This window comes from Thalassospira sp. TSL5-1, from assembly GCF_001907695.1.
Taxonomy (GTDB): Bacteria; Pseudomonadota; Alphaproteobacteria; order Rhodospirillales; family Thalassospiraceae; genus Thalassospira.
This window is the reverse complement of the sequence record NZ_KV880638.1, coordinates 1,547,072-1,559,865: the sequence shown is the minus strand read 5'-3', so window position 1 is coordinate 1,559,865 and position 12,794 is coordinate 1,547,072. Positions and strand designations below refer to the sequence as shown.

At 54.6% G+C, this 12,794-nt stretch carries 9 protein-coding genes; 4 read left to right on the top strand and 5 right to left on the bottom strand.

Translation table 11 applies throughout. The features are described 5' to 3' along the window. Positions 1-93: 93 nt before the first annotated feature. The 3 genes from LF95_RS16710 (at position 94) to LF95_RS16700 (ending at position 3,549) form a co-directional block, all read left to right on the top strand. Positions 94-1,911 (top strand): AMP-dependent synthetase/ligase, encoded by a 1,818-nt coding sequence (locus tag LF95_RS16710; protein ID WP_073956111.1) that lies wholly within the window; start codon positions 94-96, stop codon positions 1,909-1,911. 259 nt (positions 1,912-2,170) lie between these two features. After that, positions 2,171-3,007 carry a substrate-binding periplasmic protein gene (locus LF95_RS16705; RefSeq protein ID WP_168173720.1) on the top strand — a complete coding sequence of 279 codons (837 nt, stop codon included), beginning with the start codon at positions 2,171-2,173 and terminating at the stop codon, positions 3,005-3,007. 128 nt (positions 3,008-3,135) lie between these two features. Continuing rightward, positions 3,136-3,549 carry an ATP-binding protein gene (locus tag LF95_RS16700; protein WP_073956109.1) on the top strand — a complete coding sequence of 138 codons (414 nt, stop codon included), beginning with the start codon at positions 3,136-3,138 and terminating at the stop codon, positions 3,547-3,549. Between the two features lie 9 nt (positions 3,550-3,558). Here the strand turns inward: LF95_RS16700 and LF95_RS16695 are convergent, their stop codons facing one another. Both LF95_RS16695 and clpB read right to left on the bottom strand, forming a co-directional pair. Beyond that, positions 3,559-4,374 (bottom strand): DUF4197 domain-containing protein, encoded by an 816-nt coding sequence (locus tag LF95_RS16695; RefSeq protein ID WP_083607740.1) that lies wholly within the window; start codon positions 4,372-4,374, stop codon positions 3,559-3,561. Positions 4,375-4,530: 156 nt separating this feature from the next. Next, the gene (gene clpB / locus LF95_RS16690; protein WP_073956108.1) at positions 4,531-7,125 is read right to left on the bottom strand and encodes an ATP-dependent chaperone ClpB; all 2,595 of its coding nucleotides are present in this window, start codon (positions 7,123-7,125) and stop codon (positions 4,531-4,533) included. A 437-nt stretch (positions 7,126-7,562) separates the two neighbouring features. On the opposite strand from clpB, the gene LF95_RS16685 reads away from it, so the two are divergent. Beyond that, complete coding sequence (locus tag LF95_RS16685) at positions 7,563-8,330, top strand: MOSC domain-containing protein (RefSeq protein ID WP_073956107.1); 768 nt, start codon at positions 7,563-7,565, stop codon at positions 8,328-8,330. Between the two features lie 30 nt (positions 8,331-8,360). Here LF95_RS16685 and LF95_RS16680 read toward each other — a convergent pair whose 3' ends face one another. From LF95_RS16680 to prmC, 3 genes are all read right to left on the bottom strand, one after another. Next, positions 8,361-9,953 (bottom strand): type IV secretory system conjugative DNA transfer family protein, encoded by a 1,593-nt coding sequence (locus tag LF95_RS16680; RefSeq protein ID WP_073956106.1) that lies wholly within the window; start codon positions 9,951-9,953, stop codon positions 8,361-8,363. 487 nt (positions 9,954-10,440) lie between these two features. Next, on the bottom strand, positions 10,441-11,496 hold the full coding sequence (locus LF95_RS23555) for a DUF4167 domain-containing protein (protein WP_073956105.1): 1,056 nt from the start codon (positions 11,494-11,496) through the stop codon (positions 10,441-10,443). Positions 11,497-11,890: 394 nt separating this feature from the next. Then, on the bottom strand, positions 11,891-12,793 hold the full coding sequence (gene prmC / locus LF95_RS16670; RefSeq protein ID WP_083607739.1) for a peptide chain release factor N(5)-glutamine methyltransferase: 903 nt from the start codon (positions 12,791-12,793) through the stop codon (positions 11,891-11,893). Position 12,794: the final 1 nt, after the last annotated feature.

The following is a 12,794-nucleotide window of genomic DNA, read 5'->3' as shown; positions in this document are numbered from 1 at the left end:
GAGCGGACAAAAAGATCAAAACAGTTGATCTTGCGGCCATTGGCACATGCGCCGTAAAGCTTATATATATGAAAACAATAACAGGGAAACGCCATGACGAATTTGCAGGATTATGCCCGTTGGCAGAACTTGCCTTCGATGTTTTTCGACCTGGCCGCGAAAAATAGTGACAAACCCCTTTGGTGGACCAAATCAGCCGAGACGGATGAATTTGTCCCCACCACCTGGCGCGAAGCTGCCCGCCAGGTCCGCGCCCTTGCCCGCTCCCTCTACAAATTGGGCGTTCGGCCCGGGGATCGGGTTATTTTGCTGTCGGAAAACCGTACCGAGTGGGGCATTGCCGATCTGGCGATCATGTGTGTGGGCGGGTTAACCGCCCCGGCCTATTCCACCAATACCGAACGCGACCATTTACATATCATCGAGGATTCCGGTGCCAGCCTGGCGATTATTTCCACCAAAAAACTGGCAAAGCCCTTTTTGCATGGTGCGCTGGATTCCGGGCGGTGCCGCCACGCCATCACGATAGAGGATTGGGGGCAAAATTTTGTGGGCGGCATCACCATTTCCAAATGGGATGACATGATTGCCCAGGGCGAGGCCCTGGATGACGATGTGGATGCCTGGGTTGCCAATATCAAACGCAGCGATACCGCCAGCCTGATTTATACATCGGGCACCGGCGGCGCACCCAAGGGCGTGATGCTCAGTCACGGGGCGATTATTAACAATTGCGCCGGAGCATTCGACATTATCGATGCCCTGGGGCTTGATGAGGAAATATTCCTGTCCTTCCTGCCGCTGTCGCATTCTTACGAGCATACCGCCGGGCTGTATTTTCCCATCAGCCTGGGCGCGCAAATTTACTATGCCGAAAGTCTCGATAAACTGGCGGCCAACCTGGCCGAAGTTCGCCCAACCATCATGACGGCGGTGCCCCGCCTTTATGAAATGCTGTATCAACGCATGAGCCGCACCCTGGAAAAGGAAGGTGGCTTCAAGCTCAAGCTGTTTAATCTGACGCTGCGTCTGGGCCGTAAAAAATATGAAGGGGAGCGCTTGAACCCGATCGAATGGGTCCAAAATCTGGTGTGTGAACTGCTGCTACGCCGCAAACTGCGCCAGCGGTTTGGCGGTCGCCTCAAGGCGATGGTTTCTGGCGGGGGGCCGCTGAATTATGAACTGGGTGTGTTGTTTGTATCGTGTGGCCTGCGCATTTTGCAGGGCTACGGCCAAACCGAATTCAGCCCTGTGGTGTCGTGCAACCGGGCGGAAAACAACAAATTGCGCACCGTTGGCCCGCCCATGCTGGGTGTTGAATGCAAAATCGCCCCGGACGGCGAAATTCTTTTGCGCGGCGAAAGCCTGATGCAGGGTTACTGGAACCTGCCCGAAACCACCGCCCAAACCATTATTGATGGCTGGCTTCATACCGGCGATATCGGCCAGTTGGATGATGAAGGCAACCTGATGATCACGGACCGCAAGAAGGACATTATCGTCAATTCCGGCGGCGATAATATCTCCCCCCAACGGATCGAAGGCTTGCTCACCCTTGAAACCGAAATTGCGCAGGCAATGGTGTACGGCGATGACCAGCCCTATCTGGTTGCCATTCTCTGGCCCGAAGAAGACGTGATGCGCGAATTTGCCCGCGCGAACGGGGTGGAAAACAAAATCGAAATCCTTTCGGAAAATGAAGACTTCCGCAAACTGATCCGAAAGGCCGTAGACCGAGTCAATACCCGCCTTTCCACCATTGAAAAAGTGCGCAGTTTTACCTTTGCCGACAGCGCCTTTAGCATCGAAAACGAAATGCTGACGCCATCGATGAAAATTCGCCGCCATAAAATTCGCGCGGCCTATGAACAACGCATGAAAGCGCTTTATCAGCGCAAACGCCAAAATTAAGAAACCCATCCACAAACGCACAAGCCAGGTATCTGTCAAAGAAATCTGGTTTGTGCGCTAAAGAGACATTGCTTTAGATCGGCACACTACGCCGATTGCCATACTTGTATCCGCATCATTGCCTCCCCAAATAGAAAAATACCGGCAACATACTATCGTACTGATTGCGCGAAACATGGCGTAAATTCATAATCAGGAAATGGAAAACTCACATCGCAATCAAGGGTCTCATACCCACAGGCAGGCGGGAATCTCCACCTTGCCAGCACTGTCATGCGCCGGTTTTTTCCTATTTTTCCTTGCCTGTTGCCTGCTGTTTCTTCTCTCATCCCCGGTTCGCGCCCAGCAGACCTGCCAGCATATCAAGGCCGGTTATAGCTATTATCCGCCTTTTTCCTATCAAACCGCAGATGGCCGGGAAGCGGGTGCCTCGGTAGAGGTTACCAAACGCGCCTTTGCCTACATGAATGTCGATATTGAACTGATACAAATGCCGTGGGCCCGCCTGTTACAGGAAGCCAAAGATGGCCATGTCGACCTCATCACGGCCGCCTACCGCACCGAAGAACGCCAGTCCTGGGCCAGCTACAGCAATATTCCCATTGGTTATGAGCGGATCGTCGCCATCCATGCCCAGACCTTTAACAAAGCCCACATTACCTTAAATGATTTACGCCGCAAACGCGGTTTGATCCGGCGCGGCGACAGCCACGGCCAGATGGTGGACACCGCCATTGCCAAACAGCAACTGGACGTTTTCGAGGTTCCCGAAATCGATGACGGCCTGCGCATGGTCAGTGCCGGTCGGGCCGACTATTTTCTAACCAGCGACGCCGTCGCCCGCAACATGCTAAAACAAAGCACCTTCCCCGAACTGGTATTTGACCGGCTGGAAGTTGATGGCGAGGCCCTTTATACCCTGTTTTCACGCAAAAGCGTCTGTCATCACCTGTTGGCCCGTTTCAACGAAACCGTCCGTGCTCTTTACCGTCACGATTTGATGCCAAACGCTCTGGTGCAGTATTTACGCTCCGTCGGATCACCCATTGTTTTGGGAATGGACAATAAAACCACCCCGTCAATGCTGGGAAACTGACTGCGAATACCACCAGATCAAAACCATCCATCCGCCTGTTTTAGAACAATATCATACTGGAACTTGCCGACATATTCTGCCAAGTTAAAGCTGATAACATCCTGAAATTTCCTCTTGGTTCCGGCGGCATGACGATAGAAAACACGCATCCCACCCTCACGCTGGTGCGCGGGCTTCCCGGCTCGGGCAAATCGACACTGGCCCGCCGTCTCTGCCAGGCCGACAACCACATCCAGCTGGAAGCCGATATGTTCATGACGGATGACACGGGAAATTACCGTTTTTCCAGAGCAAGGCTGGGCGAGGTCCACAAACGCTGCGAAACCGAAACCCTACGCCATTTGCGTGACGGCCACCATGTTGTGGTCGCCAACACCTTCAGCCAGGTCTGGGAAATGCAGCCCTATCTTGATATGGCATCGGATATGGGCATCACGATTCAAATCATCGAATGCCAGGGCCAGTTTAAATCCATCCATGACATTCCAGACCGCAATGTGCGCGAAATGCGCAACCGCTGGGAAAAACTGCCGCAGGTTTGATGGCAGATATCACTGCGCGGCAGAAAATACCTTTTTCAAAACATCGGTTGTCCATTGCCCCGGATTGTTGCGAATTTCGCCTTCCTGCTGGGCCAGGTAATGAAACAGCCCCTTCATCGCCGCATCGGTGGCATAATCAGTCAGAGATGTTTTGACGTCGGGCACCATTGGCAGGCTGTCATACTGGCCCAGCATCTGGTCATAAAGCTGCAAGGCTCCGGTATCAGACAGCGCGTCATTCATCACCGGGCGCATATCCTCGGCAATACGGGTCCCGGAAACTTTTTGCAAATATCGGGTCGCGGCATCATCCGGCCCTTGTAAAATTTCCTTGGCATCGGCGACCGTCATTTTCTTGACCGCATCGACCAGAATATCGCCAGCATTATCCATCGCACTTTCCGCGGCACGGTTCATGCGCAGTTCAATTTCATCGCCATAACTGCCCATCCCGGCCTTGGAAAGCAGGGTTTGTGCGCGTTTTACCGTGGCTGGCAGCGGGATATGCGCCACAGGATCGGCATTAAAGCCATCCTTTTTGCCCAGCATCGCCGTTACCGCACCAATGCCCTTATCAAGCGCCTGACGCAAACCATCGTCCACCACCCCCTGCGACAAACCGGAAAGATTGCCGTTTTTCGTACCAGTCGTACCGGTCGCATCCCCCGACGATGATGCCTCGCCGCCCATAACCGTGCCCAGCGCCTTTTTGGCTGAATTAAAAAACGAATTTTCCGCCTGTGCCGACGGCGTGATTGCCAAAACACCGGCCCCCATAACCATAACAAAAGCCGCGCACGTAATTCTTGATGAAAACAGGGACATAAAAGCAGGCTCCGGTTGGGTGAAATGATCGATAAAGTCTACCCTAACTGATCAAACTTCGCGGCTAAAATATGTTTGTACAAAAAACACCCGGCATCCAAAGATACCGGGTGTTTCAATTACGACCAATCAGGGGTGCAAACCCGGATGGTGGGGTTAATCAGACACTTCAACCTTCTTGCCATTAAGCAGCAACACGCCGCCTTCGGCCGAGACAGGCACCGTCATGCCATCGCGCACGCCACCTTCCAAAATTTGCATCGCCAGCGGGTTTTGCAAATAACGCTGGAACACGCGCTTGAGCGGACGGGCCCCATAAACCGGGTCATAGCCCTTATCGGCCAGCCAGCTTTTGGCGAAGTCATCCAGCTTGAGCGTGATCTTGCGATCCACCAACAGCTTCTCAAGGCGGCCCAACTGGATATCAACGATGTAATCCATCTGGGCACGTTCCAAACGATGGAACAACAACACTTCATCCAACCGGTTCAGGAATTCGGGCCGGAAGGACCCCCGCACCACTTCCATCACCTGGCTGCGCACTTCACTGGTATCGTGCCCTTCACCCAGATTAGACAAAATTTCAGAGCCCAGATTGGAGGTCAGAATGATCAGCGTATTGCGGAAATCCACCGTGCGTCCCTGCCCGTCCGTCAGGCGGCCTTCATCAAGCACCTGAAGCAACACGTTAAAGACATCCGGGTGGGCTTTTTCCACCTCGTCAAACAGCACAACCTGATAGGGGCGACGACGAACAGCCTCGGTCAATGACCCGCCTTCTTCATAGCCAACATAACCGGGAGGGGCACCAATCAGCCGTGCCACGGCATGTTTTTCCATGAATTCGGACATATCAATGCGCACCATTGCCTGTTCATCATCAAACAGGAACTGTGCCAGAGCCTTGGTCAGTTCGGTTTTACCCACGCCTGTCGGCCCCAGGAACAGGAACGAGCCAATCGGCCGGTTCGGGTCCTGCAACCCGGCACGGGCACGCCGCACCGCATTGGAAATGGAACGTACCGCATCATCCTGCCCAACCACACGTCTGCGCAGGACATTTTCCATATCCAGCAGCTTTTCACGCTCGCCTTCCAGCATTTTATCCACCGGAATACCCGTCCAGCGCGACACCACCGAGGCAATATGCTTTTCGGTCACGGCTTCGTCTTTCAGGCCGGTATTGGCCTGATCTTCCTCTGCCTTGACCAGCAGGCGTTCCAGTGCCGGGATTTCCTGATATTGCAACTGCCCGGCCCGCTCCAGGTGACCATCGCGCATCGCACGTTCCAGTTCCCCGCGGGCCTGATCAAGCTGTTCCTTGATATGGGTTGATGCCGCCAGTTCGTTTTTCTGCGCTTCCCATTTCGCGGTCAGCTCGGCAGATTTGTCCTCAAGGTCCGAAAGTTCCTTGTCCAGCCGACCCAACCGGTCCCTGGAGGCAACATCCTCTTCCTTTTTAAGGGCCTCGCGTTCGATTTTCAGCTGAATGATCCGACGGTCCAGTTCGTCAATTTCTTCCGGCTTTGAATCCAGCTCCATGCGTAGGCGAGATGCAGACTCGTCCATCAAATCGATGGCCTTGTCAGGCAAAAAGCGGTCGGTGATATAGCGGTTGGACAGGGTTGCTGCCGCGACCAGCGCGTTATCGGCAATACGCACCCCATGGTGAAGTTCGTATTTTTCCTTGATCCCACGCAGGATCGAAACCGTGTCTTCCACCGTCGGCTCGCTGACAAATACCGGCTGAAAACGCCGTGCAAGGGCGGCATCCTTTTCGATATATTTGCGATATTCATCCAGCGTGGTGGCCCCGACGCAATGCAGTTCCCCACGGGCCAGTTTCGGTTTCAAAAGGTTCGACGCATCCATCGACCCTTCGGATTTACCGGCCCCAACCAGGGTGTGCAATTCATCAATAAACAGGATCACCTCGCCCGCTTCGGCTTCGATTTCGGACAAAACGGCTTTCAGGCGTTCTTCAAACTCGCCACGGAATTTGGCACCGGCAATCAGAGCCCCCAAATCCAGCGACAGCAGCTTTTTGCTTTTCAGGGTTTCGGGCACATCCCCCTTCACAATACGCAGCGCCAACCCTTCGGCAATGGCGGTTTTACCCACACCGGGCTCACCGATCAAAACCGGGTTGTTTTTGGTGCGACGTGAAAGAACCTGCACCGCACGGCGAATTTCCTCGTCCCGGCCAATCACCGGGTCCAGTTTACCGTCACGGGCCGCTTCCGTCAGGTCGCGGGCGTATTTTTTAAGGGCGTCATACTGGCTTTCCGCACCGGAACTGTCTGCCGTGCGGCCCTTGCGCAAATCGTTAATCGCGGTATTCAGCTTTTGCGCCGTCACACCGGCATCCGCCAGCACTTTGCCCGCCACCGATTTGGCATCCAGCGCCAAAGTCAGCAACAGCCGTTCCGCGGTGACATAGCTGTCACCGGCCTTTTTGGCGACCTTTTGTGCTTCGTCTACCAGACGCGCAAATTCGCTGGAAAGGTAAACCTGTGCATTCGCACCCGTTACCTTTGGCAGCTTTGCCAGTTCCTGTTCGGTAAGTTCCAGCGCACGCTTGGCATCCCCGCCCTGTGCCTTGATCAGGTTGGCCGCAAGGCCTTCCTCGTCATCCAGCAGCACTTTAAGCAGGTGAATAGGAACCAATTGCTGATGATTTTCGCGCAGAGCCAACGACTGGGCCGACTGCAAAAATCCCTTGGACCGGTCGGTAAATTTCTCGAATTCCATTATCTGTCACTCCTTGAGCCAACAGGCACATTTCTGCGGACCTTCTTGGAAGCATCCGCGCCAATGATGGTGCTCCCATCTGCCCTTATCTTACAAGAACAGCACAGGAACATCCTTGATATGTGACAAGCTTTTGTCTGCGCAAGTACCCATTCTCACAAACAGGCAAGTTTTTCGCATTTACACTGATTTTAAGAAATCCAACCGGGCGAAACAGCAGGCAAATACCTGAAACAATTATTTATTTTAACACAACCCCACACGCATTTTCCATGCTTTTGCCAATAGCCTCCCCTCAGGCACCGCACATTGTATCACTTGAAAATCAGGACAATTGCGGGCTTGCCGAAGAAGGATGCAGTCTTTAACGTCAACCCTATCAGAATGACGATAAAGGCGTGCCACCACGGCCCTTTACCAACAAACAGGCAAATAAAATGGCAAACGGTGAACTTGGCGCCATCATGCGCTATCCGGTCAAGGGGCTTCGCGGTGTTGAAATAAACACGGCCACCATCAATGCAGGAACAATGATCCAGGATGATCGCCGCTACGTGCTGGCCAGCAGTACATCGCTTGGTCAGGGCGGGCTGGATGGCTGGGCACGCAAAAGCAATTTCCTGCAACTGGTTAACACGCCAAAACTTGCCGAACTGGGCATCGATTATAACGATGAAACCACGACCCTGGCTATTTCGCGCAACGGTCGCACCATTTGCAAAGGCAACCTCGAAGATGCGATGGGCCGCACCGTGATCGAGGATTTCCTCTCTGCCTTTCTGAAAAACGACATTGCCGGTTCGCCTAAAATCATGTCAGTACCCGGCACCCATTTTGGCGACATGGAACAGCCTTATATTTCGCTGCTCAATCGCGACTCGATCCGCGATTTTGGCGACCGCATCGCCAGCCAGCCTGTGGACCCGATGCGCTTTCGCGGCAACCTTTTGGTGGATGGCCTGCCCGCCTGGTCGGAACTGGAATGGCACGAAAACCAAAAAATCACCATTGGCGATGTTTCCTTTCGCATGATCCACCCCATTACCCGCTGCAAGGCCACCTCGATCAACCCCGATACCGCGCAATCCGATATCAATGTGCCGCTTTTGCTGCGCAAGGGGATGAACCACCTTTTTATGGGGGTTTATCTGGAAGCCACCAGCAGCGGCACGATCAAACCGGGTGACAGTATTTCGGTGGCCTGAGGTTAGGGTTCCAAAGCCTTTTTCTCGCTGTCAAAACGTGGGCGGACGGGTTGCCAAAAGGCGGAAGGCATCGTCTTCCGCCCATTGCAGGCGCGCGGCACGAATAGGCGGCAGTTCCTTGCAAAACAGCAATTGTGTGTCTGGCGGCATCCGGGCAACCTCGACCGAGGTCATCATCGGGTCCTTATCCCGGCTGCGTAAATGCACAGGAGCGTCGCTTTGCGTACTGCTTTTACCCGTATCGGCAAAGCGCGACATCGCCGTCAATCCGGCGGCCCAATCCAGATCAAACGCGCCATCCTGCCCGTAAATCTGCACAACATCGCTACGCCCCACCACATTTTCCCAATTGTGGCACACATCCATCACCGCGCTGACGCCGGAAAAACACGGCCACAATATCAGCCCCGCATTGCCATTGCCGCCCCCGCCCAGCAACCGTTCAAGCTGCACCATCCGCCCCAGCGTTTCGACCCGGTCCAACATCACCAGATATGACGGCAATTGCCGCCCATCACGACTGGAAATCAGCAATAACAGGCATCCCAGCATCGCCCGACACCAGGCCAGCAACGGAACGTCATAACTTTCGGGTGGCGTCCCAATAACAAATATCGATGCCCCCCGTTCGGTAATATCTTCCAGGGTAAAACTTGTATTGCGGGTGGCATTTTCAACCGGCCCCAAATCGAACACGGCGGTTGCGTTCCGGCAGGCTTCCAGAATTGCAGCACGCTGCTCTTCGGGCATGTCCAGGATCGACAGCGCGATATCGCAAATGCGCCCTTCCGCAACATCAATATCCATCAATTCACCCAGCAACGGGTAAAACCGATGCGGGGGCAATGTCAGGTTCCGGCGCATCTCGGCCAAGTGGCGGGCATTTTCATTTTCGTTACGATAGGTATGCAGGATCAGCCCCTGTAACAGGACACGCGCGACACGGGCATCCTGCGGGTCCAGATCTTGCACAAAATGCGGTGCCAGCAAAAGATCGGCAATCATGCCCGCATCCGTCACCAGCGATGCCCCCTCGGGACGCATAAAATCAAGCGGGTTGAACCTGTCCGATGTGCTGCCCGATCGCCCGAACGGGTCCAGCACAATCACCTTTTGTCCCAATTGGGCACGCCGGTCGCGCACGGCTTTGCACACCAGGCCGTCATTTTCAAAAACCAGCAAATTATCCCGGCTGGTCAGGGCATTGGGGATGACGCTGCTTTGGTAAAAATCAAGGGACGCATTGCAAAATGTCATCAGTCGCCGGACCGATTGCAAACCAATCATCACCGACGTTTCCAGCACCCGCCCCAAATATATTTGCGGGTCCGCCGCCAGCACACCAGCCTGCTCCAGGGTGCTCTTATCCGCCCAGTGGTCATTGCGTTTTTCTTCTGCGGCCTCTTGTACGGCGGATGGCTCAGCTGGTTTTGTGTTTTGGGGGCTGTCCGTCAAATAAGGGGCGAGCAGGCCCACAAATAGCCGAACCACCAGCGGTATCACGCCGCAGGTCAACCCGGCCAGAATCAGCGCCTCGTCATGTGCGGTCATGCCGATCACCACAACAAGCGCGCCCAGCGCCAGCATCAAAACCATCAATACCCTGAAGCCAGCAGGCCCCATTGCATCCTCCCCAATCACCCGCCCCAATCAACGGGATCTCATTCGCCTGCCCGCACAGGCTGATTTCTCAGCCAGCCCGACACTTCCCTTGCCGATTATTCCTGGTTACGGCCCGGTTTGCTGCCCGCTTTCTCGCTTCATCGATCCCGCTACACCCCGGCCGCCCACGCCTCGCCATTACCAGCGTGCCGGTGGCGGATGATTTTCGTGCCTTGGCACAATCACAACCGCCCCAAAAACAGAACGATCATTCCATATTTTTACTTGAAAATCAGAAAACGAACGGAAACCCGACGGCCAAACAGTACAAAACCTTATACCATCACAGGATGCAGGTTTATACCGAACGCAAAGCGCCTTGCACAGTCGCAGTGTGTAATAATCCGAAACTGTTTATCGATAAAAACCAACCCCACAAAGCAAAATCCCCGACCATGAAAGGATCGGGGATTTTAAAAATCATGCCATCATACAAAGCGATAATGGATCAGGCGGAAACCTTTTCAGTTTCGCTTTCGTTGCCTTCTTCCCCGTCTTCACGGCTGCCAACGCGGCTGCGACCACGGCGTGCTGTCGGATGACGGCCCCGTGTCCGGGTGGTCGAGGCAGCACGCTTGCGCGGCTTCTTCTCTTCACCGGTTTCGCCATCATCTGCTGCAACGGCATCCGCAGGGGCTGCAGAGGCGGAAGGAGCATCATCGCCACTTACCGCAACCGGCGCATCGTTATCGGTAGCGGAATTTTCAGCAGCCTTTGCAGCCGCCGTTTTGCGCGGAGCACGCGGCGTTGTGGTCCGCCGGGCGCGTGTTGCACGTTTCGGTGCAGCATCCGCATCAGCACCACCATCAACATCCGATGTTTCCGGTGCGCTTGCAGCGGCAACAGTGGCATCGTCCGCCGCAACACCAACGCCCTGATCTGCAGCACCCACCGTTTCATCGGCGGCATCCGCATTCTCGGCCTTGGGTTTGCGTGTGGTACGGGTGCGGGTTGTCCGCGGAGTCCGTGCCGGTTTGGCATCGTCCTGTCCGCTGGCCGCATTTTCCGGCCCGCTCTGGTTCACCGCTACCGCAACATTACCCGCATCACCATGCGTCGCAGCACCATTCTTTTCGGCGGCTACTTCCGGTGCGGAAGCATCGTCGTTGCGCTGCTCTGCATTGTTATGGCGGTTCCCGCGCTGATCGTTGTTGTGACGATCATTGTTATTGCGGTCATTATTGTTCCGATCGCCGTTGTTGCGATCGTTATTATTCCGGTCATTGCGGTCTGAACGGGGTTGCGAGTCACGGCGCTGGTTTTCCCATTCGATGGCCGACTGCAAAATGCGATAATAATGTTCGGCATACTGGTAATAATTTTCCGCCAGAACAGGATCGTCGGTGCAGTCTTTTGCCAGCGACACGTATTTTTCGTAAACCTGTTGGGCATTACCGCGCACACGCCCGTCCGGACCGTTACTATCGTAATTCTGAAATTTCGGATTTACAGGACGTTTATTAGGCTGTGGCCGCCCGCGCGGACGTTTATTGTTATTTCTCATATCAACATACTGTTGGCGTTGAGGACACCCGGGGGCATCACAATCGTGCCCCGGAACCAATCCGTCTGAAAAAACACATTTCCCGAAAAACAGTACCGGCCAAACGGTACCGTCTGAAATCAACCGAAGACCAATCTGAGGAACGGAGATTTGTTACTGTTTACAGGGGAACACGGCGCAATAAGAAAGCGCGTCAGGCACCCGGCCTGCTCAGGACAAACTATATGTCTTGCAGGCGTATTCCAACTGTTTTTTTCCGTTCTTTCAATTTTTTTACAACCTCTTCGTCTGAATTGACATACAGGTCATGCTATCCGTAAACGCAAATGCGTAACAGACGCACAATTAACCCCTTCTGCCCTGATAACAGGCATAATTTAATTAAAACAGCCGTTCAGGCAGGTCCATTATCGTTCTTTTGCCCGCTCACACATCGCACAATCCCGCCAAGGTCACGGCGGTCGGCGATGGCATCAAATCCGTGCTGTATCAACAGGGCCCGAACCGCATCTTCCTGGCCCTGGCCAATTTCAAAAATAACCTGCCCGCCAGGCCGCACCAACTGTGCCGCAACACCGGCCAAAATACGATAGGCCCCAAGCCCGTCAGCCCCGTCGCTTAACGCACCATAGGGGTCGTATTCGCGCACATCGGGTGCCAGACCCGCCATTTCATGATGCGCAATATAGGGTGGGTTTGATATCATGATATCAAACCCGGACGCGATTGTCTCTTGCGACAGGTTTTCCATCCAGTCCGACACCACAAATTCACAGCGCGCCGCAAGCCCCAGGGCAACGGCATTTTCCTGCGCGCAGGCCACCGCCCCGGCACTTATATCCACGCCCAGGCCCCGCGCCGCTGGCACATCACCCAAAACCGACAGGATCAAACAGCCCGTCCCGGTGCCAAAATCAATTATCTGCGGGGCATCAAACCGCCCGGCACATTCAATCGTCCATTCCACCAGCGTTTCACTATCGGGGCGCGGGTCAAGGGTATCTTCTGTCACCTTAAAGGTATGACGCCAAAAATCGCGTTTTCCAAGGATGCGCGATACCGGCTCGTGCGCCAGACGTCGGGCGATCATGGCGCGAAACTGCTGCGCATTTTCCGGCATCACACGGTCTTCCGGCCACGCCAGAATGCGGCTGGCATCCACCCCACAGGCCTCGGACAGTAAAATGCGCGCATCCAGCCGGGCATTTTCAGTACCGGCCTCGCGCAATGTCGCAACCGCCCAGGCCATTAAACTGCCCAGTGTGTCGGGGGCATGTTCCGGACGGTGGGGCATCATA

Bases quoted from the DNA above. Each gene is read 5' to 3' on its own strand.
- LF95_RS16710 (WP_073956111.1), top strand. From the start codon at position 94: ATGACGAATTTGCAGGATTATGCCCGTTGGCAGAACTTGCCTTCGATG.
- LF95_RS16695 (WP_083607740.1), bottom strand. From the start codon at position 4,374: ATGTCCCTGTTTTCATCAAGAATTACGTGCGCGGCTTTTGTTATGGTT.
- clpB (WP_073956108.1), bottom strand. From the start codon at position 7,125: ATGGAATTCGAGAAATTTACCGACCGGTCCAAGGGATTTTTGCAGTCG.
- LF95_RS16680 (WP_073956106.1), bottom strand. From the start codon at position 9,953: ATGGGGCCTGCTGGCTTCAGGGTATTGATGGTTTTGATGCTGGCGCTG.
- prmC (WP_083607739.1), bottom strand. From the start codon at position 12,793: ATGATGCCCCACCGTCCGGAACATGCCCCCGACACACTGGGCAGTTTA.
- LF95_RS16700 (WP_073956109.1), top strand. From the start codon at position 3,136: ATGACGATAGAAAACACGCATCCCACCCTCACGCTGGTGCGCGGGCTT.
- LF95_RS23555 (WP_073956105.1), bottom strand. From the start codon at position 11,496: ATGAGAAATAACAATAAACGTCCGCGCGGGCGGCCACAGCCTAATAAA.
- LF95_RS16685 (WP_073956107.1), top strand. From the start codon at position 7,563: ATGGCAAACGGTGAACTTGGCGCCATCATGCGCTATCCGGTCAAGGGG.